The organism is Nonomuraea sp. NPDC049421 (assembly GCF_040677005.1).
Classification (GTDB): Bacteria; Actinomycetota; Actinomycetes; order Streptosporangiales; family Streptosporangiaceae; genus Nonomuraea; species Nonomuraea salmonea.
Genome location: NZ_JBFAQA010000030.1, coordinates 83,301 through 106,569, shown reverse-complemented (window position 1 = coordinate 106,569; position 23,269 = coordinate 83,301). Strand labels below are relative to the sequence as shown.

The following is a 23,269-nucleotide window of genomic DNA, read 5'->3' as shown; positions in this document are numbered from 1 at the left end:
GGAAGGGCCGGTGGAAGGGCCGGTGAAAGGGGCCGGCGAAAGGGGCTTGACGATGGTGAGACTCCGGGACCTGGCCGAGCTCGTCCGCGCGCCCGCCGCGCTGTCGGTGCCGGGCGACGTGATCGCCGGAGCCGCCGCCGGCCGGGCGCTGGGCCCCGGCACGGCCGGGCTGGCCTGCTCGTCGGTCTGCCTGTACTGGGCGGGGATGGCGGCCAACGACTGGGCCGACCGTGACCTCGACGCGGCCGAGCGCCCCGAGCGGCCGATCCCGTCCGGCCGGGTGCGTCCGGGGGAGGCGCTGGCCGTCGCCGCCGGCCTCACGGCCGCGGGCCTCGCCGTGGCGGGTCTCACCGGCGGCCGCCGCGCGCTGGCGATCGCCGCCCCGCTGGCGGCAGCGGTCTGGACGTACGACCTCGCCGCCAAGAACACCCGCGCGGGCCCCCTGCTGATGGCCGTGTGCCGCGGCCTGGACGTCCTCCTGGGCGCCACATCGAGCCCCGTACCGGCCCGTGCGCCCGCGCCACCGGGCCGCTCACCCACCATCCCGGCCCGTGCGCCCGCGCCGCCGGGCGGCTCGCCCGCGCTGCCGGGGCGTTCGCTGGTCGGGGCGCTGCCGGCCGCTTTGACGATCGCCGCGCACACGTACCTGCTCACCGAGTTGTCGCGCGCCGAGACCACCGGCACCACCCCCGCCCGCCCCGCGACCACCCTGGCCGCCACCCTCGCCCTGGCCACCACGGTCGCCGTCCCGCCGGCGTCGGGGCCGGCGCAGGGGGCGCTGGCGGGCTGGTACGCCGTGCAGTTCGGCAGGTCGCAGGCCCGGGCGGTGGCGGAGCCGTCGGCGGCGCGGGTGCGGGACGCCGTGGCGGCCGGGATCGTCAGCCTGCCCGCGCTCCAGGGCGCGCTGGCCGCGCGGTCAGGGGCGCCGCGCGCCGGGGTCGTGCTCGCCGCGCTGGTGCCGCTGGCCCGCCGCCTGGCCAGGAAGGTGTCACCCACATGATCAGGTTCGGCTACGGCACGAACGGCTTCGCCAACCACCGTCTCACCGACGCGCTCGACGTCATCGCCGAGCTGGGTTACGAAGGCGTCGCCCTCACCCTCGACCATCACCACCTCGACCCCTACGCCGACGGCCTCGCGCACCGGGTGGCCAAGGCCGCCGACCGCCTCCGTACGCTGAATCTGGCCGTCGTGATCGAGACCGGCGCCCGCTACCTGCTCGACCCGCGCCGCAAGCACGCGCCCACCCTCCTCGACGACGACCGGGACAAGCGCGTCGACTTCCTGCGCCGCGCCGTCGCGGTGGGCGATGACCTGGGGGCGGAGGCGGTGTCGTTCTGGTCGGGGGTGCGCCCGGCGCACGTCCCGCCCGCCCTCGCCCGGGACCGCCTGGTGGACGGCTGCGCGCAGGTCCTGGAGAGCACGCAGACCATGAGGCTGGGGTTCGAGCCGGAGCCCGGCATGCTGGTGGACACGATCGCCGGCTGGCGCGGGCTGCGCGAGGCCCTGGGCGCGCCCGAGCGGTTCGGCCTCACGCTCGACATCGGGCACTGCCGCTGCAACGAGCCCGGCCCGGTGCCCGGCTGCGTGACGTCCGTGGCGGGTCACGTGGTGAACGTCCAGATCGACGACATGCGGCGAGGGACGCACGAGCACCTGGAGTTCGGCGAGGGGGAGATCGACTTCCCGCCGGTGCTGCGCGCGCTGGCCGCCTCCGGCTACCGGGGCCTGGTCGCCGTCGAGCTGCCCAGGCACTCGCACGCCGCCCCGGAGGTGGCGGCCCGTTCCCTCGCCTTCCTGCGCCGCGCCGAAGAAGAGTCTCGCCGCCTCGCCTCTGAGGGAGGGAGCACGTGATCACCACCGACCGGCTGCGCAAGGCGCTCGCCGCCACCCCCGCATGGCCCTGGCTGGAGGAGGCGCTGGCCGCCGCCGCGGACCGCCCGGACAGCGCCGTGCGGTCGTTCGCCGCCGCCGGGAGAAGGGCGGGACGCGCGGAGCTGGCCGACGCCCCCGGCTGGACGGCCGACGAGGCCGCCAGGGCGCTGCTGCTCGCCGCGCTGCCACCCGGCCAGGTCAGCGCCTACTACGAGCACGGCGACGCCGACGAGAAACGCGCGGTGCTCAAGGCCCTGCCGCTGCTGAACGCCGGCACGGACGCGATCCCGCTGCTGCAGGACGCCATCCGCACGAACGACGCCCGCCTGCTGGCCGCCGCGCTCGGCCCGTACGCCCGCCACCTCGACCAGCCATCCTGGCGGCAGGCGGTGCTGAAGTGCGTGTTCATGGGCGTGCCGCTCGACGCCGTGCACGACCTCGACCGGCGCGCGGACGCCGAGCTGGCGGCGATGCTGGCCGCGTTCGCCGAGGAACGGGCCGCGGCCGGCCGCCCCATGCCCGCCGACGCCGCGGCCCTGCTGCACCGGCTCACCAGCGAGGAGACCTGATGCGCATCTTCGACCCCCACATCCACATGACCTCGCGCACCACCGACGACTACGCCAGGATGGCTGCCTCGGGGGTGCTGGCCGTGGTCGAGCCGGCCTTCTGGCTCGGCCAGCCGCGTACGAACCCCGGCTCGTTCAGCGACTACTTCGACTCGCTGCTGGGCTGGGAGCCGTACCGGGCGGCGCAGTTCGGCGTGGTGCACCACGCCACGATCGCGCTCAACCCCAAGGAGGCGAACGACCCGCGCTGCCGTCCCGTCCTCGACCTGCTGCCCCGCTACCTCGACAAGGACCGGGTGGTCGCGGTCGGCGAGATCGGCTACGACTCGATGACCCCGGAGGAGGACGACGCGTTCGAACGCCAGCTCGCCCTCGCCGTCGAGCACGACCTGCCCGCGCTCGTGCACACCCCGCACCGCGACAAGGCCCGCGGCACCAGGCGCACGCTGGAGGTCGTGGCGGCCTCCGGCATCGCGCCCGAGCGGGTCGCGATCGACCATCTGAACGAGGTGACGATCGAGGTGGTGCACGGCTCGGGCTGCTGGGCCGGGTTCTCGATCTACCCGGAGACGAAGATGTCGCCGCCGCGCATGGTGGCGATCCTGCGCGAGTACGGCCTGGAGCGCATGCTGGTCAACTCGGCCGCCGACTGGGGGGTCTCCGACCCGCTGCTCACGCTGGCGACGGCCGAGGCGATGCTGGCCGACGGGTTCGATGAGGACGACGTGGAGCAGGTGTTCTGGCGCAACCCGATCGCGTTCTACAGCCAGTCGGGGCGGCTCGACCTGACGGCGGTCACCGGCGCGGCCGAGCCGACGTTCGCCGGCAGCTCGATCAAGCGCGGCGGCGAGTGATGCGGCTGCGGCATCCGTCGGGCACGCCGCTGCACCTCGGCTACTGCACCAACGTGCACCCCGCCGAGGACGTCGCCGGCATCGTGGCCCAGCTCGACGCGTACGCGGTCCCCATCCGCGACCGCCTCGGCACCGGCGTGCTCGGGCTCGGCCTCTGGCTGGCCGCGCCCGCCGCCGCCGAGCTGGCCGCCGACCCGGCCGCGCTCGGGCGGCTGCGCGGAGAGCTGGACGCGCGGGGGCTGGAGGTGGTGACGCTCAACGGCTTCCCGTACGCGGCCTTCCAGGACCCGGTCGTCAAGCACGCCGTCTACCGGCCGGACTGGACCACGCGGGAGCGGCTGGCGTACACGCTGGACCTGGCGCGCGTCCTGGCCGGGCTGCTGCCCGGCGACGCGGCGCGCGGCTCGATCTCCACGCTGCCGCTCGGCTGGCGCGACCCCTGGGACGCCGCCATGGCCGGCGCCGCCGCCCGCCACCTCGACGAGCTGGCCGCCGGGCTGGCGGAGGTGGAGGCGGCGACCGGGCGGACGATCCGGGTCGGGTTCGAGCCCGAGCCGGGCTGCGTCGTGGAGACCACCGAGCAGGCCGTCGCGCACCTGTCCGGCGTGGACACCGACCGGCTCGGCGTCTGCCTCGACCTCGCGCACCTCGCCTGCGCCTGGGAGCAGCCCGCCGCCGCGCTCAAGGCGCTGGCCGCGGCCGGGCTGCCGATCGTCAAGGTGCAGCTGTCGGCCGCGCTGGAGACGGCGGAGCCGCGGGCGCTGCGCGAGTACGCCGAGCCGCGCTTCCTCCACCAGACCCGCACCAGGGCGGGCGAGCAGGCCGACGACCTGGACGAGGCGCTCGCCCGCGGGCTGCCCGGCACGTGGCGGGTCCACTACCACGTGCCGCTGCACGCCGCCCCCGCCGCGCCGCTGGCCACCACGGCGCCCGTGCTGCGGGACGCGCTCGCCGAGCTGGTGGGCGGGCCCGAGCCTCTGTGCGACCACTTCGACGTCGAGACCTACACCTGGAACGTGCTGCCCGCCGCGCTCCGCCCCGGCACCCCCGCCGAGCTGGCCGCGGGCATCGCGGGGGAGCTGGACTTCGCCCGTACGCAAATGCTCGAGGCAGGAGTGACGGCATGACTTCGCTACTGGTCCTGGACGTGGTGGGGCTGACCCCCCGGCTGCTGGCCCACATGCCGCGCCTGCGCGCCGTCGGCGAGCGCGGGTTCCAGGCCGGGCTCGGCACCGTGCTGCCGGCCGTGACGTGCAGCGTGCAGTCCACGTTCCTCACCGGCCTGCCGCCGTCGGGGCACGGGATCGTCGGCAACGGCTGGTACTTCCGCGACCTCGGCGAGGTGCTGCTGTGGCGCCAGCACAACGCCCTGGTCGAGGGGGAGAAGCTGTGGCAGGCCGCGCGCCGCGAGCGCCCCGGCTACACGGTCGCCAACGTCTGCTGGTGGTACGCCATGGGCGCCGACGTCGACTGGACGGTCACCCCCAGGCCGATCTACCGCGCCGACGGCCGCAAGGACCCCGACTGCTACACCGACCCGCCCGGCCTGCACGACGAGCTGACGGCGGAGCTGGGGACGTTCCCGCTGTTCACCTACTGGGGCCCGGGCGCCGGCATCGCATCGTCCCGCTGGATCGCCCGCGCCACCCGGCACGTCATGACCGCGCACAACCCCGACCTCACCCTCGCCTACCTGCCGCACCTCGACTACGACCTGCAGCGTTTCGGCCCCGGCCACCCGCAGGCCGCCGCGGCCGCCGCCGAGCTGGACGCCGAGCTGGGGCCGCTGCTCGACGCGGCCGGCGACAGGACCGTGGTGGTGCTGTCGGAGTACGGCATCACCGACGTCGCCCGCCCCGTGGACGTCAACCGGCTGCTGCGGTCCGAAGGGCTGCTGCGCGTGCACACCCAGGACGGCATGGAGTACCTCGACCCGTGGACGTCCAGGGCGTTCGCCGTCGCCGACCACCAGGTGGCGCACATCTACGTCCGCGACCCCGCCGACGTGCCCGCCGTGGCCAAGCTCTGCGCCGCGCTGCCCGGCGTCGGAGCCGTGCTCGACCAGGACGGCAAGGCCGCCCACGGCCTCGACCACCCCCGCTCGGGCGAGCTGGTCCTGCTCGCCGAGCCCGACGCCTGGTTCACCTACTACTACTGGCTGGACGACGCCCGCGCCCCCGACTTCGCCCGCCTGGTCGAGATCCACCGCAAGCCCGGCTACGACCCGGCCGAGCTGTTCTTCGACCCGGCCGCGCCGGGCGCCGCCAAGCGGCGGGCGGGCCTCGCGCTGCTGCGCAAGAAGCTGGGGATGCGCTACCTCATGAGCGTCGTGGGGCTGGACGCGGGCGCGCGCGCCGTACGGGGCTCGCACGGGCTGCTGCCCGCCGACCCCGCCGACGCGCCCGTCCTGCTCTGCTCGGACCCGGCGCAGGCGAGGGACCGGTACGCGGCCACCGAGGTCAAGGACCTGCTGCTGCGCCTGGCCCGCTGACGCTAACTCCGCCGGGCACACCGTGCCGGGCCCTGACGGGCGGCGCGAAGGCAGGTCTGTTTTCGCAGGTGGGCAGCGCGAAGGGGCGTGCGGCGGCTAGGGTTGCCACGACCGTGACGGGGGAGGGGTGGCACGTGGGGCGAGGCGGGCACGCACTGGCTGCCGTCGCAGGGCTGGCCGCCGCGATCCCCGTCTACTACCTCACCGACGCCGCCGCCAGGGCGCTGCGCGGCGGCACCGTGGCCTTCGCCCCCGCTCCGGCCGCGCTCGCGTACGTGGCGGGCGTCGCCGTCCTCATCAGGGTCCTGACGGTGTGGCCGGCCGCCGCCCTGGCCTGCGGCGTGCCGCTGACGGCGGCCGGCGTGCTGTTCGCCCTCGACCTCGACGCCGCCGTCGGCGTGGCCGCCACGCTGCCGTGGGCGCGGGCCGGCGGCCTGCCGTGGCCGACCGGCCCGGTCCCGTGGGCGGCGCCGGGCGAGCCGCCCGGCACGCTGGCCGGGATGACCGGCCTGTACGCGCTCACCGGCGCCTTCCTCGTGCTCTCCGCGCTGCTCCCGGCCCGCAGGCGATCTATCCTGGGCGGGTGAGCGGGCGGGATCCTGATCGGCGCAGGGCGCTGCTCGACGCCGCCGACCGCGCCATCGCCGCCGAGGGCCCCGGCGTCTCGATGGCCGCCATCGCCGCCGCGGCCGGCATCACCAAGCCCGTCCTCTACCGCCACTTCGGCGACCGTCACGGCCTCTACCAGGCGCTGGCCGACCGCCACGCCGGCACGGTCGTCGCGCAGCTCAAGCCCCGGTTCGCCGAGGCCGGCACGGACCTGCGCGGCCGCGCCACGGCGGCAATCGACCTCTACTTCGACCTGGTCTCGGCCAACCTCAACCTCTACCGCTTCCTGTTCCACCGTGCGGGCGCCGAGGACAGCCGGGTGCGCTCGCAGATGACCTCCCTGGTCCGCAGCCTGGGCGAGGAGCTGGGCGCGGTGCTGGCCGCGGAACGGGTGGTGCCCGACCCGGTGCGGGCGCAGGTGCTCGGGCACGCGTTCGTCGGCATGGTGCAGTCCACCTGCGACTGGTGGCTGGACCACCCCGAGGTCCCGCGCGACCGCGTCGTCCAGAGCCTCGTGGACGCCGTCACCGCCGCGGTGACCCCGCCTTGAGCACGCGGGCGGTCACTTCTCGCGGAGCAGGCCCAGCAGGTCCCACTCCGTCTCGCACACGCGCCGGCCGATCGCGGCCAGTTCCACCGAACGGGCGCCGCCGCGCAGGTGCCGCATCGTCTGCATGACGCAGATGACGCCCCACTTCAGCACCCCGAACGTCTCCCACCACCGCAGCGACTCCCGGTCCACCGGCCGCCCGCCGGCCTCCTCGTACGCGCGGATCAGCTCGTCGTACCCGCCGAACCCGCCCACCGGCAGTGGCGAGCCGAACCGCCACGCCTTGACGCACAGCCACCCCAGGTCCTCAAGGGGGTCGCCGGCATGGGCCAGCTCCCAGTCGAGCACCGCCCTGATGCCCTCGGGACCGACGATGAGGTTGCCGTTGCGGAAGTCGCCGTGCACCAGCGCGGGCGGGCGCGCGGGCGGCCGGCCCGCCGCCAGCCGGCGCAGCGCCAGCTCGAACACCGGATGCGGCTCCCCCAGCTGATCAAGCACCGCCCGCCAGCGCACCAACGGATCCTCCGGCCCGGCGGGAGGCCCGGTGGGAGGCCCGGCAGGAGGCCCGGCGGGCGGCACGTCGGGTGGCGCCACCGACAGCGGCATGCGGTGGATCGCCGCCAGCGCCTGCCCGCACTGCCGGGCCAGCAGCGGCCGGGCCGCCGCGAAGGCGTCGTCCCGGAGGATCCTGCGCGGGATCGTCTCGCCCGCCACGCGCGTCATCAGGATGTACGACGGCCCGCACGCGACGATCTCCGGCACCGGCACCCCGGCCTCGGCGGCCGCCCGCATCAACCGCGCCTCCACCGCCAGCCCCAGCCCCACACCCCCCGCTGAGTCGTGTGCGGGCAGGCCGGGGGAGTCGAGGCGGAGGATCAGGTCGTGTCGTTCGCCGGTCCCCGTGACCACGTCGAGGGCCCAGGTCTCGCGGGACGCGCCGCCGGGCAGGCGGGTGCACGTCACCACCTCGGCCCCCGCCCCGAACGCCGCCTCGACGATCGCGTACGGGTCGCTCATCGCAGGCCGAACTCCCAGGTGCCGCCCGCCGCGTACACGCCCAGGATGCGCCGCCCCACCGAGTCGGCGTGCACCTCGTCAGGCCCGTCGTAGACCCGCCCGGCGCGCGCGTGCCGGTACATCCGCTCCAGCGGCGTGTCCGGGGTGAGGCCCGCCGCCCCGTACACCTGGATGGCCCGGTCGATGACGTTGTGCAGCATCCGCGCCCCTACCACCTTGATCGCCCCGATCTCGACCCGCGCCTGCGAGCCGGCGTCGATCGCCTCGGCGGCGTGCAGCGTGAGCAGCCGCGCCGACTGGATCTCGGTGTAGGAGTCGAACACGTGCTGCCGCATGAGCTGCTTGGCCGCCAGCGGCTCGCCGAACGCGCGCCGCTCGTGCAGCCGCCGGCACATCAGGTCGAAGGCCCGCTGCGCCTGGCCGAGCCAGCGCATGCAGTGGAAGATCCGCCCGGGGCCGAGCCGCTTCTGGGCGATGACGAAGCCCTGCCCGCGCGGCCCGAGCAGGTTGGCGGCCGGTACGCGGACGTCCTCGTACCGCACCTCGCAGTGCGCCCCGTCGAGCCCCAGCACCGGCGTCTCGCGCACGATCGTGTACCCCGGCGTGTCCGTCGGCACCAGGATCATGGAGAAGGCGAGGTGCGGCGGCGCGCCGGGTTCGGTGCGGCACATCACGGTCGTGTACGCCGCCCGCGACGCCCCCGTCGTGAACCACTTGTGCCCGTTGATCACCCATTCGTCCCGTCGAGCACGGCGGTGGTGGCGAGCTGGATGGGGTCACTGCTGGAGACGGCCGGCTCGGTCATCGCGAAGCTCGGCGAGATGTCGCCGCGCACCAGCGGCTCCAGGTAGCGTTCGCGCTGCTCGGGCGAGGCGTGCTCGTGCAGCATCAGCGAGTCCTGCAGCGTGTACGTCCCCAGCGCGAGCTGCCCGTACTCGCTGCGCCCCTGCACCTCGTTGACGTACACGTAGTCGAGGAACGGCAGCCCGCCCCCGCCCAGCTCGCGCGGATGGCCGAGCGCCCACAGGCCCTCCTTCCCGGCCTGTTCGCGCAGCTCGCCGAGCACCGCCGCCGCCTCGGGCCCGCCCCGGTGGAGCACGGGCTCGGCGGGTTCGACCCGCTCGGTCATGAACGCGTGCACCGCCTCACGCACCGGCCGGACACTGTCGGGCACCGCGAAGGTCATGCACCGACCCAACAACAGAACGTCGTTCTGGTCAACGGTCTCAGGGCAGCCAGCTCACCTTGTCGCGCAGGAACGCGTACCCGACGAAGGCGACCGCGTCGATCAGCGTGTGGGCCACGATCAGCGGCATCGCACGTCCCCACCGCTGGTAGAGCCGCCCGAACACCAGCCCCATCACCACGTTCCCGACGAACCCCCCGAAACCCTGATACAGGTGGTACGACCCGCGCAGCAGGGACGACACCACGACCGCCTTCCACGGCGTCCACCCGGCCTGCCCCAGCCGGTGCAGCAGGTACCCGGCGACCACGACCTCCTCCAGCACTCCGTTCTGCGCGGCGGCCAGCAGCAGCACCGGCACCTGCCACCACACCTCCGGCAGCGCTCCCGGCACGACGGTCAGGTTCACCCCCGCCGCCCAGACCGCGAGGTAGAACGCCAGCCCCGACCCGCCGATCGCCGCCGCGAGCGCCGCGCCGCGCAGCAGGTCGCCGCCCGGACGGCGGAAGTCGGCGCCGATCGTCCGCAGCGACTCGTTCGAGCGCACCATCAGGTACGCCACCAGCCCCACCGGCGCCACCGCCACCGCGATCTGCACCAGCTGCAGCGTCAGGTCCAGCCACGGCCGGCCGGGCGCCATCGACCCGACCAGCACGGCCTGCTGCCCCTTCAGCTCCCGAGGCGCGGTCAGCGCCCCGACCAGCCGGACGAACGCCACCAGCGCACTCGCCCCGAGCGACACCGACAACACGACGAAGATCTCGGCCCGGATGAGCCTCGGCGTGAGCAAGGGGGATGGAGCAAGGGGGGACTGTGTCTGCATGGCCGCAGACTAACCCCAACATGATCGGACCCTGATAAAGGGAGATATTTCCGGTATGTCGGGCGGCGTCCAGGGATCGGGCACGCGGTATGCAAGAGCCCGCCTTGAGATCCATGTGTGCGCCGGGCCAGGCAGCCCTCCGGGCGGTGCGGTCTCGTGCCGACCACCCGACACCCGCGATCCCGACACCTGCATCACCACCACACCCAGCCGATCCCGGGGCCTGTGTGCTGGTGATGTGGATGTGGGGGCGGGTGGCCGTCGTGGTGGAGCGGGGCTTGGGATCGGGCCGGGGACGTGTTAGGCAAGAGAGTGTGACAGGCACTGATCCGCATGACGTCCCGAGCGCGGCGCAGCTGGTGGCGGCCGTCCGCGAGTTCCTTCAGGCCGACGTGCTTCCGGCCGCCGAGGGCCGGGTCCGGTTCCACACCCGGGTGGCCGTCAACGTGCTGGCCATGGTCGAGCGGGAGATCGAGCTGGGCCCCGCCCAGGCCGATCGGCACGCGGCCCGCCTGGCAGGGCTGGGCGTCGCGGACGAAGCCGAGCTGGCGGAAGCCATCCGCGCGGGCCGCCTCCCGGACGACGAGCGCCTGCTCGCCGCCCTGGAGGAGTCCGTACGCGCGAAGCTGGAGGTCGCCAACCCCGCCTACCTCCAGACGCAATGAGTAGCGGCCCGCCCCCCGTACGGGAAGCGGGCCGCGAAAAACCCCTGGGATCAGTGGGAGCCGGTGAGGTCCAGGTCCTTGACCTTCGGGTCGCCCTCGTCGGCGAAGTAGTCGTCCTGCTTGGTGGCGTCGCCGCCGTCGGCGACCTTGGCCGCCTTCAGGATGACCGTGCCGAGCACCGCCACCACCAGGTTGACGATCAGCGCCAGGAACCCGGCGTAGATCGTCATCTTGGTGTCGAAGCCGAAGTTCGCCAGCGGGAACGCCGACCCGCCGAAGTGCGCCTTGCCGTTGGCCGGGTTGGGGATGAGGTACAGCATCCACATGCCGGCCCCGAGGCCGAGCGCCCAGCCGGCGATGAGCCCGCCCTTGTGGAACCAGCGCGTGTAGAGGCCGAGCGCCACCGACGGCAGCGTCTGCAGGATGATCACGCCGCCGATGAGCTGCAGGTCGATCGAGAACTGCGGGTCGAGCAGCAGGATGCACAGCACCGCGCCCACCTTGACCAGCAGCGACACGATTTTGGAGACGTTGGCCTCCTGGGCGTCGGTGGCGGTCTTGTTGATGTACTCGCGGTAGATGTTGCGGGTGAACAGATTGGCCGCCGCGATCGACATGATGGCGGCCGGCACGAGCGCGCCGATGCCGACGGCGGCGTACGCGACGCCCGCGAACCAGTCGGGGAACATGTCGTTGAACAGCTGCGGCACGATCGTGTTGGCGTCGGCCTTGCCGTCGGTGACGACCGGCTTGGTGCCGGCCGCGATGGCCATGAAGCCGAGCAGCGCGATCAGGCCGAGCACGAAGCTGTAGGCGGGCAGCGCCGACATGTTCCGCTTGATGACGTTGCGGTTCTTGGAGGCGAGCACGCCGGTGAGGCTGTGCGGGTAGAGGAACAGCGCCAGCGCCGAGCCGAAGGCCAGCGTCACGTACTGGAGCTGGTTGTTGGCGTTGAGGATGAACCCGTCGCCGGGAGCCGGGGTGGCGTCGAACTTGGCCTTGGCCGCGTCGAAGATCGAGTCCCAGCCGCCCAGCCTGGCCGGGATGTAGATGACCGCGGCCAGGATCACGATGTAGATGAGCGAGTCCTTGACGAACGCGATCAGCGCGGGCGCCCGCAGGCCGGACTGATAGGTGTAGGCGGCCAGGATCGCGAACGCGATGATGATCGGCAGGTGCCCGGTGATGCCCATCGTCTTCAGCACGGCCTCGATGCCGACGAGCTGCAGCGCGATGTACGGCATCGTGGCGATGAGCCCGGTGATCGCGATGGCCAGCGCCAGCGTGGGCGAGCCGAAGCGGGCCCTGACGAAGTCGGCGGGCGTGACGAACCCGTGCACGTGCGAGACCGACCACATGCGGGCCAGCACCAGGAACACCAGCGGGTAGACGACCACGGTGTACGGCAGCGCGTAGAACCCGAGCGCGCCGGAGCTGAACACCAGCGCGGGCACCGCGACGAAGGTGTAGGCGGTGTAGAGGTCGCCGCCGACGAGGAACCAGGTGACCCAGGAGCCGAAGCTGCGCCCGCCGAGCCCCCACTCGTTGAGGCTGGCGAGGTCGGTGGGGCGGCGCCAGCGGGCGGCGACGAAGCCCATGCCGCTGACGATGAGGAACAGCAGGATGAAGACGACCAGCTCGGTCGTGTGAGCGCTCACTTCGTCATCCTGTAGACGAGAGTGGTGGTGCCCACGCCGACGATGATGAAGGCGATCTGCAGCCAGTAGAACAACGGGAAGCCGAACAGGCGCGGCTCGTCGAAGTTGTACAGGAATGTCAGCAACGGCAGCACGATGGGCACGATCAGCAGCCAGTTCCAGGGGCTGCGGTCGGTGCGTGGCTGCCCGGGATCCCCGGTAGTCATCCGGCCCTCCGATGGGTAGATCAGGCGCTGGCGGTGACCATGCTCCTGACTTTGCGTCAACGGAGGGAGATTAGCTTTTCATGGGGATTAATCCCAATGAACGGCATGTTACGGTTTGGCCTAAATGCCGAATTGATATCTCGGCATATGAGACGACCACGCGGGCGCGACGTTCAGCACCATAACTCCGCCCCGGTGGGGAGTGCCGCCATTGATCGGCGAGTGGTCGGTTGCCCGCGACGAGCGGTCATCCGTCCACACCGGACAGTGAGGTCCTGTCAGGACGGATGGTCAGGGTCGTACAGACGGGCCATGCGCGCGGCGGCGTCGGCGACCATCGCCCGCAACTCGGGCGGCCCGAGCACCTCCGCCTCCGGCCCGAACCGCAGCACCTGCGAGAACGCCACCGGCAGCGACTCCACCGCCAGCCGCACGGTCCCGTCCTCCCGCAGCGAGGCCATCGCGTCCTCGACCGCCGCCGGGTCGGCCACGTGCCGCAGCATCCGCAAGCCGCGCCCGGTCAGCCGCAGCGTGATCTCCTCCCGCAGCAGCGACCTGGCGAACAGCGCCGCCTGCCCCGCCCAGAAGGCCGCGAGATCGAAGTCCTGGTCCCGGTCGAACGTCTCCCCCAGCACCGACACCTCGCCGAACCGGTGCAATCGGAAGATCAGGAACCGGCCCCTGTGCCGCGCCGCCAGGTACCAGACCCCGGCCTTGAGCACCAGCCCGTACGGCTCGAGCACCCGCAGCACGTCCTTGTAGACCGCCGAGACCCGCCGGTCCCGCCACACCGCCCTGGCCAGCGGCGCCAGCGCGGCGGGCGGCGGGTCACCGCCCGCGAACCAGCCCGGCGCGTCGAGGTGGAAGCGCTGCGCGGCCGTCGCGGGCGCGTCGCGCAGCGCGGGGGACAGCGCCGCCGCCGCCTTCAGCCGGGCCGCCGCCGCGACGTCCTGCAACCCCATCTCGCGCAGCGCCGCCGGCACGCCCGACAGGAACAGCGCCTCGGCCTCGGCCCTGTCCAGCCCGGTCAGCCGGGTACGGTACCCGTCGAGCAGCCGGTACCCCCCGCCGCGCCCCCGATCGGCGTAGACCGGCACGCCCGCCTCCGACAGCGCCAGCACGTCGCGGTGCACCGTGCGCTCGGAGACCTCCAGCTCCTTGGCCAGCTCGGCCGCCGTCATCCCGCCCCTGGCCTGCAGCAGCAGGACCAGCGACATCAGCCGCGCGGCGCGCACAGCGGCAGCACCACGGCCGACGGCCGCTCGGGCGAACGGAACACCTCGACGTCGGCCGGCACCATCCGGCCGCCCCCTGAGCCGAGCGGCTCGCCGGTGCCGGGGTTGCGGGCGATCGTCGGGTACGCCCCCGCCGCCACGTGCACCCGGATCCGGTGCTCGCGCCGGAACCGGTGCCCGATCGGCCACAGGTCCACCTCGACCCGCCGCACGCCGTCCTCGTCGGTGGCCCCAGGTCCCAGCCGCCTGACCCCCTCGCACACGTTGTACGACCGCCCGTCCGGATGCACGTCGCACATCCGCACCACCACGTCCACGTACGGCGTGCTGGAGCGGACGTACAGCTCGGCGCGCACCGGCCCGATCGCCTCCACGGCCGAGCGCAGCGCGGGGGAGCTGTAGACCAGCACGTCGCGCCGCTCCTCCAGCCGCCGCTGGTCGCGCGGCCTGGAGTCGCCCAGCAGCACGGGCCCGCCGATGCGCGGCGTCGGGTGGTCCGGGTGGTAGCGGAACCGGTCGGGCCCGCCCTCCAGCGGCCCGTCCGGCCCGAGTCCGAACCCCTCACGCAGGTGCCAGCGCGTCTCCCGCATGCCGGGCACCGGCCAGTCGGGGTAGTCGCGCCACTCGCCCGCCCCCGTCACGTGGATCCGCACCGGGTCGGGCCGCAGCCGCGACCGGTCGCCGAGCAGGTGGGCGCGGAACCAGGCCGACGCCTCCTCCATGGTGGCGCGGCCGTGCCTGGCGTCGATGTGGTACCAGGGGCCGATCGTCAGGTAGGGCCGCCGCCCGGCCGCCCGCAGCGCCGCGTAGTCCTTGAGCTGCCACGGCAGGAACACGTCGTACCAGCCGCCGAGCATCGTCACCGCCGCCTCCACCTCGCCCACCTTGGCGGAGAAATCCCGCTTGTGCCAATACGGGACCGCCGGGTCGGCGTGGTGGGCGAGCAGGTCCTGGTAGAAGCGGAGCGGCCGGCCCGCCGAGACCAGGTCGAGCTCCGCCACCGGCCGCCCCGACAGCACCGCGCGGCGGGTCAGGCGGGGCGCGGTCAGCACCGAGGCGCCGCCGAACCTGCGCGCCATGCCGTCGGTGAGCGTGGTCCAGCTCAGCGTCGACTCCAGCGCGAACGCGCCGCCCACGTACGCGGCGTCCCTGAACTGGGAGGCGGTGATCTGCGTGGCCATCGCCTTCAGCTCGGGTCCCGCGAAGGGCGCGACGGCCCACTGCGTGTAGCCGAGGTAGGAGGGGCCGAACATGGCGAACGAGCCGCCGTACCAGGGCTGCTCGCGCAACCAGGCGATGGTGGCCAGGCCGTCGTCGTGCTCGTCGCCGAGCGGGTCGAGCAGGCCGCCCGAGCCGAAGCCGCCGCGGCAGCTCTGGATGACGACGTGCAGGCCCTGCCGGGCGAAGCCGCGCCCGTAGTACCAGCCGAGCATGCCGCGCCGCCCGTACGGGGAGCGCATGAGCACGACGGGGGCGGGACCGCCGTGCGGCGGCGCGTAGTGGTCGGCGAGCAGGGTCACGCCGTCGGGCATCGGCACGGGAAGGTCGCGTCTGATCCGCACGCGTCTCATATACCAACCAGTAACATACGCCGCCCCGGGCGAGTAGCCCGGGGCGGCGCACATCAGGGTCATCTCAGGGCTGCACCACTAGGGCGTCGTCCTGTCGGGACGCTCCGAGATGCGCAGCCCGTTGACGAGCGTCGAGCCCTGCCGGGCCGCGAACCGCACGTTGAGCTGCCCGTCGGTCACCCGCACCGTGTACTGCCTGCTCACCGCCGTGTACGTGCCCGCCTCCAGGGCCAGGTCGAGCGCCGGGATCGCCAGCTCTCCCTCGACCAGCACGTCGAACACCCGCCTGCCCATCTGCGTGCGCTCGAGGTCGGCGAAGTTCAGCTCGACGGTGTACGTCCCGTTCGGCACGTTGTCGAAGCGGTACTCCAGCATGTCCTCCCGCGCCGTCTTGAACAGCGTCTGGTCGGTGGTGCCGGAGATGCTCTTGGACGTGCTCAGCGTCTTGTTCTTGCCGGCCACGTAGCCGTGAGCGCCGGTGCTGTACTTCCTGTCGGGCGTCCAGGTGTCACCCGCGGCGTCCACCGTGTTCTTCTTCGCGCCGACGTCCACGGCGACCTGCAGCTTGGGCACCACGACGGTCACCGCGACCTCGATGGTCGGCTGCCGCCCGCTGGCCGACTTCACCAGCAGCGTGCCCGAGCGGTACGTGCCCGCGGCCACCCCGGCGCTCGACACCTCCACGGTCAGCTTCGCCTTCTGCCCCTTGGCGAGCTGCCCGGACGCCGGCGACACCGTGAACCACGAGTCGCCGGTCACCGTGTACGGCGTCGCCGCCCCGAGGTTGGTCAGCTCGATCGTGCGCTTGCGGGTGGTGTTGGCCGGCTGCACCACGGTCAGCTCCGCCGACGACGCGCTCACCCGGCCGGTGACCAGCGCCGTGTCCACCCGCGTCACCGTGGTCGGCGCCAGCGTGACGGGCTGGGTGAAGGTGCCGTAGTGCTCCTTGGACACCTCGACGTCGTAGTCGCCGGCCAGCACCTGCCCGTAGAACGTGCCGTTCTCGCCGGTCGTGAACGTGGCCACGTCGCCCACCTTCACCGTCGCCCCGGCGATGGGCTCGCCGTCGTTGGCGTCGGTGACGGCGCCGGTGACCAGGCCGTGCCGGCTGGCCGTGAAGGTCAGGCCCTGCCCGGTCGCGACCACCGGCTCCTGGTAGGAGTACTGCAGCGCGTCGTCACCCGCGGCGTTCTCGACGCCGATGGTGGCGCTCAGGCCCTTGTCGCGCTCGCTCTCGATGTCCTTGTACCGGAACGCGATCGAGCCGTCCTCACCGAGCAGCGCCTCGAACGACACCCGCTGCGCGGTCTCGTTGTAGAAGGTGACGTTGCGCCACTCGACCACGAACTGCCGGTGCGGCGCCGTGCCCGTCACACCCGTGTAGACGCCGCCTTGGGCGTCCACGATGAGGTCGTCCCAGTACGGGTAGACCGCGTTGTTCGGCGTGCCGCTCGCCGGCAGCCGGACGTTGCCCGCGGCGGTGGCCCGGTCGGTGGCGAAGGTGAGGAAGCCGTTGGTGGCGACCCACGCCCGGCTCTGGCCGGTTCCGTAGAACGGCACCTGGAACGGCAGCGTGACCTGCACGGCCTCGTCGTCACCGGTCAGCGCCAGCTTCTCGGTGCCCTCGACGTACGCCTGCGCCCCGTAGGCGCAGGTGTAGCCGAAGTTGTCGCCGCGCAGCGGCAGCTCGATGTCCTCGGTCAGGTCACCGTCCAGGGTGATCTCCGCGGTCGCGGTGCTGGAGCAGCGCGAGGAGGGCGTGACGGTCAGCTCGTACGAGCCGTGCGGCAGCGTCAGGCTGTAGCGGCCCGCCTCGTCGGTCACCGTGCTCACCGGCGTGCCCGCGGCCGCGACGGTCGCGCCCGCCTCGGGCGCGCCCGCCGTGCTGACCGTGCCCGACACCACGGCGTTAGCCTGGGCCGTCATGGTCAGGTCGGAGGTGGTCGCCTGCTCGGCGGTGATCGTCACGTCCGCCTCGGCCTCGGCGTAGCCGAACTTGGCGGCGGTCAGCCGGTAGTCGCCGGGCAGCAGGCGGGGCAGCGCGTACGTGCCGTCGGCGCCGGTCGTGACCGTGCGGGTCAGCGGGCCCGTGACGGTGACCGTCACGCCGGACAGCGGCTCGCCGCCGGCCGTGATCGTGCCGGACAGGTCGCCGAGGCCCTCCTTGGGCGCGGCCTGGACGGCGGCGTAGGAGTCGAGCTTGCCCTCGCCCCACACGTTGTTGTCGGCCGCGGTGCCGCCGCAGCTGGTGTCGGCGGTGTCCACGGCGGTGCCGTCGAGCAGCGACCTGGTGGTCTCGATCTCGCCGGTCAGGCCCGGCGCCGCCGACCAGATCAGCGCCACCGTGGCGGCCACGTGCGGCGATGCCATCGAGGTGCCGGTGTAGGAGTCGTAGCCGTTGCCGGGCACCGAGGAGCGCACGTTGACGCCGGGGGCGGCGATGTTCGGCTTGATCTCGCCGTTCTCGCCCTCGCCCTTGCTGGAGCGGGCGTACAGCGCGTTGTTCACGTCGAAGGCGCCGGCGCTGTAGGCGCTCACGTACTGGCCGGGCGAGCCGCTGGTGCGGCAGGACGGGCCCTCGTTGCCGTTGGAGAAGGCGGGGAAGATGCCCGCGGCGATCCAGGAGTCGACGACCTCCTTGTACCAGGGGTCGAAGCCGTCACCGCCCCAGGAGTTGTTGACGATGTCCGGCGCGAGGTCGGGGCGCGGGTTGTCGCCGTTCAGGTCGGTCGGCCGCACGATCCACTGGCCGGCCGCGAGCAGCGAGGCGTCGGTGCAGGTGTTGAGCTCGCAGCCCTTGGCCGCGATCCACTGCGCGCCCGGAGCCACGCCGATGCCGTTCGCGCCGACCATCGTGCCCATCGTGTGGGTGCCGTGGCCGTTGTTGTCGCACGGCGCGGTCGAGGGGCACACGCGGGCCGGGTCGAACCAGTTGTAGTCGTGCGTGTGGCTGCCGTCGGGGTTCCTGCCCCGGTAGGTGGCGGCCAGGTCGGGGTGGTCGAACTGCACGCCGGTGTCGATGTTGGCCACCACGATGCCCTCACCGCGGTCGCCCAGCTCCTCCCAGACACGCGGGGCGTTCACCCGGTCGATGTTCCACTCGACGGCGTTCACCCGGTTCTGCGCCTGGCCTTCGTCCGGCTTCGGCACGTTCAGCACGCGGATCGGCTGGATGCGCTCGACCTCGGGCAGCTTGGCGATCTCGCCGGCCAGCTTCTCGTCGGCGGTCACCTTGACCGCGTTGACGATCCAGTAGGGGGTGTACTCGGCCTTGCGGGCGTCGAGTAACTTGCGTAAGCCCTCCTGGGAGGACTTCGCCCGCTCGCTCTTGGCCTCGTAGACGGCTTCGGCCTTCAGCTCCTTGGTCGCGGCCCTGCGGGCGCCGCTGAGGTCGGCGGAGCCCTTCATCCTGACCCAGAAGGTGGCCTTGTCGTCCTGCGCCAGCCGCGCCTGCACGGCGGCGTCTATCTTGTCGGACTCTGGCGCCGCCTGTGCCGCGGTCTGCGGGACCAGCAGACCGGTGGCGGCCACGACGATCCCCGTGAGGATCATCCGCCAGCGGGGGGTTTGGGGCACGTGCTCTCCTTCTCGACGGGCGAAGGCGTGATCTTTACGCCTCTGTCGAGAAGAGTGAATTGATCATGTCGGGAAAGCAATAGGTGTCGCAAAAAGTTACTTTGCGGACAGAAATGTAATCTGGTCAGGCGAACTGCCCATAGCCCCAGCCGTCTCACGCGGAACGGTGGCCGAACTGCGCCATGATGGCCATGAAGTGCGCCGCGATCCGCTCCGGGTCCTCGTCGTCCGGGCCCAGGCCCACGTGCAGCATGACCGCCGCGGTCAGCACCTCCTGCACGACGTCCACGTCCAGGGTGGCCGGCAGGCGGCCGCGGTCGCGGGCGCGCGTCAGCACCTCGCGCACCGCCGCCGCCCGCCGCCCGCCGTTGACCTTCCTGTAGGTGTCCAGCAGCTCCGGGTAGTCGTCGCGGCTGCCGTACAGGCGGCGCAGCAGCCGCCTGTTACGGGGGACCGCGAGGTAGCGGCCCCAGTCGGCGAACATCGCCTCAAGGCCGGGCCAGCCGGTCAGCGCCGGGTCGTCGTCGTGGTTGGCCCACTCCAGCGTGCGCACCAGCAGCGCCGTCTTGTCGGCGAACCTGCGGTAGACCGTCGCCCTGGTCACCCCGGCCCGCCGCGCCACCTGCTCGATGCTGGTCTGCTGGGCGCCCTGCTCGATCAGCAGGTCGAGCGCGGCCGCCAGGATGGCCAGGTCGGCCTCCTGGCTGCGCGGCCGGCCCGCCGCCCGCACCCGCGGCGCCTGGTCGTCGATCATGCTCCTCCGGTCAGCGTCCCGTCGTCCCGCAGGAGTCTATTGAGGCGCGTCCCAGGCGACGGGCAGCCGGTGCACGCCGTAGATCGCCATGTCCGTACGCAGGGGCACCTCCGCCGCCGGCACCGCGAGCCGCAGCGAGGGGAACCTGGCGAACAGCGCGGGGAAGGCCACCCGCATCTCCACCCGCGCCAGCTGCTGGCCCAGGCACTGGTGCACGCCGTGCCCGAAGGCCACGTGACTCCCGGAGCGCCGGGCCAGGTCGAGCAGATCAGGGGAGTGGAAGCGGCCGGGGTCGCGGTCGGCCGCCGCCAGCGAGACGGTCACCGACTCGCCCTTGGCGACCCGTACGCCGCCCAGGTCGACGTCCTCCAGCGGGGTGCGGACGAGGAACGGCACGATGCTGAGGTAGCGCAGCAGCTCCTCCACCGCCTGGTCCACGTCGCCGAGCAGCGCGGCCGCCGCGCCCGGATGCTCCAGCAGCGCGAACGTGCCGAGCGCCAGCATGTTCGCGGTGGTGTCCAGGCCCGCGCCCAGCAGCATGAACCCGATCGTGGCCAGCTCGTCGTCGTCGAGGTCGCCGCGGGTCAGCCCGCTCAGCAGGTCGTCGGAGGGCGCCGCCCGCTTGGCCGTCACCAGCTCCTTGATCTGCCCCTGGACGGCGGCGAACGCGGCGTACTTCTCCTCGACCGTCAGCTCAGGACCGCTCAACCTGGTCATCTGCGCGATGAAGGCAGGCCGGTCGGCCTCGGGCACGCCGAGCAGCTCGCAGATCACCACCGCGGGGATCGGCGCGGCGAAGGCCGCCACCAGGTCGGCCGGTGGCCCCTGCCGCTCCATCGCGTCGAGGCACGTCCGCGTGACCTCCTCGATCCGCTCGGTCAGCCGGCGCATCCTGCGTACGGTGAACTCGCCGGTGAGCAGGTGGCGGTAGCGGGTGTGCTCCGGCGGATCCATCGCGACGAACAGCCCGGGCGGCGCGGGCCGCCCCCGCGGCGCCTCCGACGCGGTGGGCAGGTGCCGCAGCTCGGAACGGGCGCTGAAACGCGGGTCGGCCAGCACCTCGCGGGCCAGGGCGTGGCCGGTGACCAGCCACCCCTGGTGCCCGTCGGGATAGGCGAGGGGAACGATGGGGCCGCGCTCGCGCAGCAGGGCCAGCTCGGCCGGCGGGTCGAACGGCGTGGGCCGCCCGATGGGCATGGTGATCGTCTCGGTCATGGGGTCTCCCTTCACCGAGAAACGATACAGTACTGCTCTGTATTGAAATAGGGGGCCGTCCAGTGGGAGAGGGTAGTGTGCCCAGGTGCGCCACACCGGTAGTGGGCGCGTTGCGCGATCATGGTCGGGGGGTTAACCTTGACCACATGCGAAATCACGCTCAGCTCCAGTGGTGGCGCCGCTTCTAGGCGGCGCGTGTTTCGCATTCCACAACGGACGGCCGCCCCGGATGGCGGCCTTTCTCGTGTCCGCCCCCGGGGCTCGATCATTTGAAGGGGCAGGAAGTGGAGAAGAGCGGATATACCACTGCCGGGGGCATCGGTGTCGAGCGCGAGACACGCGAGGTGGACGAGGCCGCACTAGAAGAGATCGTGACGGCCCTGTCGGAGCGGCGCGGCGGCGCCTTCTCCTCCGGCATGGACTACCCGGGCCGCTACAGCCGATGGGCGTTCGGTTACGTCGATCCGTGCCTCGAGATCGTCGCCAAGGGCCGGACGATCTCGGCGACCGCGCTCAACGAGCGTGGCCGCGTCGTGCTGCCCGCGATCACCACGTGCCTGCTGGCCGCCGGCAAGCCCGTCACCGAGCCCACCGCCGACCGGGTCGAGGTCCACGTCCCCGAGTCCGAGGACCTGCTGCCCGAGGAGATGCGCAGCCGCAGGCCCACCGTGTTCACCGCCATCCGCGAGGTGATCGCCGCCTTCAAGGGCGACGACCCGCACCTCGGCCTCTACGGCGCCTTCGGCTACGACCTGGCCTTCCAGTTCGAGCCCATCAGGCAGGAGCTCGTCCGCCCCGACGACCAGCGCGACCTCGTGCTGCACCTGCCCGACCGGCTCGTGGTCATCGACCGGCAGCGCGAGACCAGCGTCGAGCACCGCTACGAGTTCACCGTCGACGGCGCCACCACCCGCGGCCTCGAGCGCACCGGCGACACCGCGCCGCCCGTCACGCCCGCCGAGGTGCCGCCCAACCCGCCGAAGGGCGAATACGCCAAGGTCGTGGCCGCCGCCAAGGAGAAGTTCAAGCGCGGCGACCTGTTCGAGGTCGTGCCAGGCCAGGTCTTCCACGCCACCTGCACCGACCCGTCCGCCTTCTACCGCGGCCTGCGCACCAGCAACCCCGCCCCGTACGAGTTCATCATCAGCCTCGGCGAGGGCGAGCACCTCGTCGGCGCCTCACCCGAGATGTACGTCCGCGTCACCGGCGACCGCGTCGAGACCTGCCCCATCTCCGGCACCATCGCCCGCGGCCGCAACCCGGTCGAGGACGCCGAGGCCATCCGCACCCTCCTGTCCAGCGTGAAGGAGGAGTCGGAGCTGACCATGTGCACCGACGTCGACCGCAACGACAAGTCGCGCATCTGCGTCCCCGGCACGGTCAAGGTCATCGGCCGCCGCCAGATCGAGCTCTACTCCCGGCTCATCCACACCGTCGACCACATCGAGGGCCGGCTGCGCCCCGAGTTCGACGCCCTCGACGCCTTCCTCACCCACATGTGGGCCGTCACCGTCACCGGCGCCCCCAAGACGTGGGCCATGCAGTTCATCGAGGACCACGAGGCCACCACCCGCCGCTGGTACGGCGGCGCCATCGGCTTCATCGGCTTCGACGGGTCCATGAACACCGGGCTCACCCTGCGTACCGCGCAGGTCAAGAACGGCGTCGCCGCCGTCAGGGCAGGGGCGACGCTGCTGTTCGACTCCGACCCCGAGTCCGAGGAGCGCGAGACCGAGCTCAAGGCCAGCGCCCTGCTCGGCGCGCTCGCCACCGTCAACCAGCCCGGCGCCGTGCCGGTCGCCGAGACCAGGGAGCAGCCTGGCCTCGGCATGAAGGTGCTGCTCGTCGACCACGAGGACTCCTTCGTCAACACCCTGGCCGACTACTTCCGCCAGGAGGGCGCCGACGTCGTCACGCTGCGCCACGGCTTCCCGACCCACATGATGGACGAGATCGCGCCCGACCTGGTCGTGCTCTCGCCCGGCCCCGGCTGGCCGACCGACTTCGGCATGTCGGCGCTGCTCGACGAGGTCTACGCCCGCGACCTGCCCGTCTTCGGCGTCTGCCTGGGCCTGCAGGCCATGGTCGAGCAGGCCGGCGGCACCCTCGAACTGCTCGACTACCCCGAGCACGGCAAGCGCGGCCGGGTCTCCAGGGTGTCCGGGAGCGCGCTGCTGGAGGGGCTGCCCGACGAGTTCACCGCGGCCCGCTACCACTCGCTGCACGCCAAGCGGCCCGGCGTGGTCGGCTTCACCCCGACCGCGCTCACGCCCGACGGCAACGTCATGGCCATCGAGGACACCGCGCGGCGGCGCTTCGCCGTGCAGTTCCACCCCGAGTCGATCCTCACCCAGGAGGGCAACGCGGGTGCCAAGATCATCTCGAACGTCCTGCGGCTCGCCCGCAGATGAGTAA

Annotated in this window: 21 protein-coding genes; 10 read left to right on the top strand and 11 right to left on the bottom strand. The window is 72.7% G+C overall.

Annotated features, from left to right (window positions below):
- Window positions 1-52 precede the first annotated feature (52 nt).
- The 8 genes from AB0K18_RS39005 (at window position 53) to AB0K18_RS38970 (ending at window position 6,948) form a co-directional block, all read left to right on the top strand.
- The gene (locus AB0K18_RS39005) at window positions 53-1,000 is read left to right on the top strand and encodes an SCO3242 family prenyltransferase (protein WP_364925256.1); all 948 of its coding nucleotides are present in this window, start codon (window positions 53-55) and stop codon (window positions 998-1,000) included.
- Window positions 997-1,854, top strand: a complete 858-nt coding sequence (locus tag AB0K18_RS39000; protein WP_364925253.1) for a sugar phosphate isomerase/epimerase family protein — start codon at window positions 997-999, stop codon at window positions 1,852-1,854. The genes AB0K18_RS39005 and AB0K18_RS39000 overlap by 4 nt, the downstream gene beginning before the upstream one ends.
- Window positions 1,851-2,444, top strand: a complete 594-nt coding sequence (locus AB0K18_RS38995) for an EboA domain-containing protein (protein ID WP_364925250.1) — start codon at window positions 1,851-1,853, stop codon at window positions 2,442-2,444. Before AB0K18_RS39000 ends, AB0K18_RS38995 begins: the two co-directional genes overlap by 4 nt.
- Entirely contained in the window at window positions 2,444-3,298 is an 855-nt protein-coding gene (locus tag AB0K18_RS38990; protein ID WP_364925247.1) for a TatD family hydrolase, read from the top strand. The genes AB0K18_RS38995 and AB0K18_RS38990 overlap by 1 nt, the downstream gene beginning before the upstream one ends.
- Window positions 3,298-4,425 carry a metabolite traffic protein EboE gene (gene eboE, locus AB0K18_RS38985; RefSeq protein WP_364925244.1) on the top strand — a complete coding sequence of 376 codons (1,128 nt, stop codon included), beginning with the start codon at window positions 3,298-3,300 and terminating at the stop codon, window positions 4,423-4,425. The genes AB0K18_RS38990 and eboE overlap by 1 nt, the downstream gene beginning before the upstream one ends.
- Window positions 4,422-5,789: a nucleotide pyrophosphatase/phosphodiesterase family protein gene (locus AB0K18_RS38980; protein WP_364925241.1), complete on the top strand. Its 1,368-nt coding sequence runs from the start codon at window positions 4,422-4,424 to the stop codon at window positions 5,787-5,789. The genes eboE and AB0K18_RS38980 overlap by 4 nt, the downstream gene beginning before the upstream one ends.
- Before the next feature lie 134 nt (window positions 5,790-5,923).
- Entirely contained in the window at window positions 5,924-6,376 is a 453-nt protein-coding gene (locus AB0K18_RS38975) for a hypothetical protein (RefSeq protein WP_364925239.1), read from the top strand.
- On the top strand, window positions 6,373-6,948 hold the full coding sequence (locus AB0K18_RS38970) for a TetR family transcriptional regulator (RefSeq protein ID WP_364925236.1): 576 nt from the start codon (window positions 6,373-6,375) through the stop codon (window positions 6,946-6,948). Before AB0K18_RS38975 ends, AB0K18_RS38970 begins: the two co-directional genes overlap by 4 nt.
- A gap of 12 nt (window positions 6,949-6,960) precedes the next feature.
- On the opposite strand, the gene AB0K18_RS38965 is transcribed toward AB0K18_RS38970, so the two are convergent.
- Genes AB0K18_RS38965 through AB0K18_RS38950 form a run of 4 tightly spaced genes read right to left on the bottom strand, consistent with a single transcriptional unit; the run spans window position 6,961 to window position 9,974 of the window.
- Window positions 6,961-7,965 (bottom strand): phosphotransferase family protein, encoded by a 1,005-nt coding sequence (locus AB0K18_RS38965; protein WP_364925233.1) that lies wholly within the window; start codon window positions 7,963-7,965, stop codon window positions 6,961-6,963.
- On the bottom strand, window positions 7,962-8,696 hold the full coding sequence (locus AB0K18_RS38960; protein ID WP_364925230.1) for an acyl-CoA dehydrogenase family protein: 735 nt from the start codon (window positions 8,694-8,696) through the stop codon (window positions 7,962-7,964). The genes AB0K18_RS38965 and AB0K18_RS38960 overlap by 4 nt, the downstream gene beginning before the upstream one ends.
- Window positions 8,693-9,151, bottom strand: coding sequence for an acyl-CoA dehydrogenase family protein (locus tag AB0K18_RS38955; RefSeq protein ID WP_364925227.1), 459 nt, complete (start codon window positions 9,149-9,151; stop codon window positions 8,693-8,695). Before AB0K18_RS38955 ends, AB0K18_RS38960 begins: the two co-directional genes overlap by 4 nt.
- A gap of 40 nt (window positions 9,152-9,191) precedes the next feature.
- On the bottom strand, window positions 9,192-9,974 hold the full coding sequence (locus tag AB0K18_RS38950; RefSeq protein WP_364925223.1) for a CPBP family intramembrane glutamic endopeptidase: 783 nt from the start codon (window positions 9,972-9,974) through the stop codon (window positions 9,192-9,194).
- Window positions 9,975-10,288: 314 nt separating this feature from the next.
- Between AB0K18_RS38950 and AB0K18_RS38945 the strand changes: the two genes are divergently transcribed.
- The gene (locus AB0K18_RS38945) at window positions 10,289-10,639 is read left to right on the top strand and encodes a DUF6285 domain-containing protein (protein WP_364925220.1); all 351 of its coding nucleotides are present in this window, start codon (window positions 10,289-10,291) and stop codon (window positions 10,637-10,639) included.
- 50 nt (window positions 10,640-10,689) lie between these two features.
- Here AB0K18_RS38945 and mctP read toward each other — a convergent pair whose 3' ends face one another.
- The 7 genes from mctP to AB0K18_RS38910 all read right to left on the bottom strand — a co-directional run bounded on the left by mctP (window position 10,690) and on the right by AB0K18_RS38910 (window position 20,854).
- A complete protein-coding gene (gene mctP / locus AB0K18_RS38940) occupies window positions 10,690-12,297 on the bottom strand; it encodes a monocarboxylate uptake permease MctP (RefSeq protein ID WP_364925217.1) in 1,608 nt (535 codons plus the stop codon).
- Complete coding sequence (locus AB0K18_RS38935) at window positions 12,294-12,503, bottom strand: DUF3311 domain-containing protein (protein ID WP_345403479.1); 210 nt, start codon at window positions 12,501-12,503, stop codon at window positions 12,294-12,296. Before AB0K18_RS38935 ends, mctP begins: the two co-directional genes overlap by 4 nt.
- A 278-nt stretch (window positions 12,504-12,781) precedes the next feature.
- Window positions 12,782-13,738, bottom strand: a complete 957-nt coding sequence (locus AB0K18_RS38930) for a WYL domain-containing protein (RefSeq protein WP_364925214.1) — start codon at window positions 13,736-13,738, stop codon at window positions 12,782-12,784.
- Window positions 13,720-15,309, bottom strand: a complete 1,590-nt coding sequence (locus AB0K18_RS38925) for a CocE/NonD family hydrolase (RefSeq protein ID WP_364925211.1) — start codon at window positions 15,307-15,309, stop codon at window positions 13,720-13,722. Before AB0K18_RS38925 ends, AB0K18_RS38930 begins: the two co-directional genes overlap by 19 nt.
- 78 nt (window positions 15,310-15,387) lie before the next feature.
- Window positions 15,388-18,885, bottom strand: a complete 3,498-nt coding sequence (locus AB0K18_RS38920) for a S8 family serine peptidase (protein ID WP_364925209.1) — start codon at window positions 18,883-18,885, stop codon at window positions 15,388-15,390.
- A 154-nt stretch (window positions 18,886-19,039) separates the two neighbouring features.
- Window positions 19,040-19,639, bottom strand: a complete 600-nt coding sequence (locus AB0K18_RS38915; RefSeq protein WP_364925206.1) for a TetR/AcrR family transcriptional regulator — start codon at window positions 19,637-19,639, stop codon at window positions 19,040-19,042.
- 36 nt (window positions 19,640-19,675) lie between these two features.
- Window positions 19,676-20,854, bottom strand: coding sequence for a cytochrome P450 (locus tag AB0K18_RS38910; RefSeq protein WP_364925203.1), 1,179 nt, complete (start codon window positions 20,852-20,854; stop codon window positions 19,676-19,678).
- 284 nt (window positions 20,855-21,138) lie between these two features.
- Here AB0K18_RS38910 and AB0K18_RS38905 point away from each other — a divergent pair, with 284 nt between their 5' ends.
- On the top strand, window positions 21,139-23,265 hold the full coding sequence (locus AB0K18_RS38905; protein WP_364925200.1) for an anthranilate synthase component I: 2,127 nt from the start codon (window positions 21,139-21,141) through the stop codon (window positions 23,263-23,265).
- The last annotated feature ends 4 nt before the right edge of the window (window positions 23,266-23,269 follow it).

Coding starts and splice junctions, on each gene's coding strand:
- AB0K18_RS38935 (WP_345403479.1), bottom strand. CDS start 12,503: ATGACTACCGGGGATCCCGGGCAGCCACGCACCGACCGCAGCCCCTGG.
- AB0K18_RS39000 (WP_364925253.1), top strand. CDS start 997: ATGATCAGGTTCGGCTACGGCACGAACGGCTTCGCCAACCACCGTCTC.
- eboE (WP_364925244.1), top strand. CDS start 3,298: ATGCGGCTGCGGCATCCGTCGGGCACGCCGCTGCACCTCGGCTACTGC.
- AB0K18_RS38925 (WP_364925211.1), bottom strand. CDS start 15,309: ATGAGACGCGTGCGGATCAGACGCGACCTTCCCGTGCCGATGCCCGAC.
- AB0K18_RS38980 (WP_364925241.1), top strand. CDS start 4,422: ATGACTTCGCTACTGGTCCTGGACGTGGTGGGGCTGACCCCCCGGCTG.
- AB0K18_RS38910 (WP_364925203.1), bottom strand. CDS start 20,854: ATGACCGAGACGATCACCATGCCCATCGGGCGGCCCACGCCGTTCGAC.
- AB0K18_RS38955 (WP_364925227.1), bottom strand. CDS start 9,151: ATGACCTTCGCGGTGCCCGACAGTGTCCGGCCGGTGCGTGAGGCGGTG.
- AB0K18_RS38915 (WP_364925206.1), bottom strand. CDS start 19,639: ATGATCGACGACCAGGCGCCGCGGGTGCGGGCGGCGGGCCGGCCGCGC.
- AB0K18_RS39005 (WP_364925256.1), top strand. CDS start 53: ATGGTGAGACTCCGGGACCTGGCCGAGCTCGTCCGCGCGCCCGCCGCG.
- AB0K18_RS38950 (WP_364925223.1), bottom strand. CDS start 9,974: ATGCAGACACAGTCCCCCCTTGCTCCATCCCCCTTGCTCACGCCGAGG.
- AB0K18_RS38990 (WP_364925247.1), top strand. CDS start 2,444: ATGCGCATCTTCGACCCCCACATCCACATGACCTCGCGCACCACCGAC.
- AB0K18_RS38965 (WP_364925233.1), bottom strand. CDS start 7,965: ATGAGCGACCCGTACGCGATCGTCGAGGCGGCGTTCGGGGCGGGGGCC.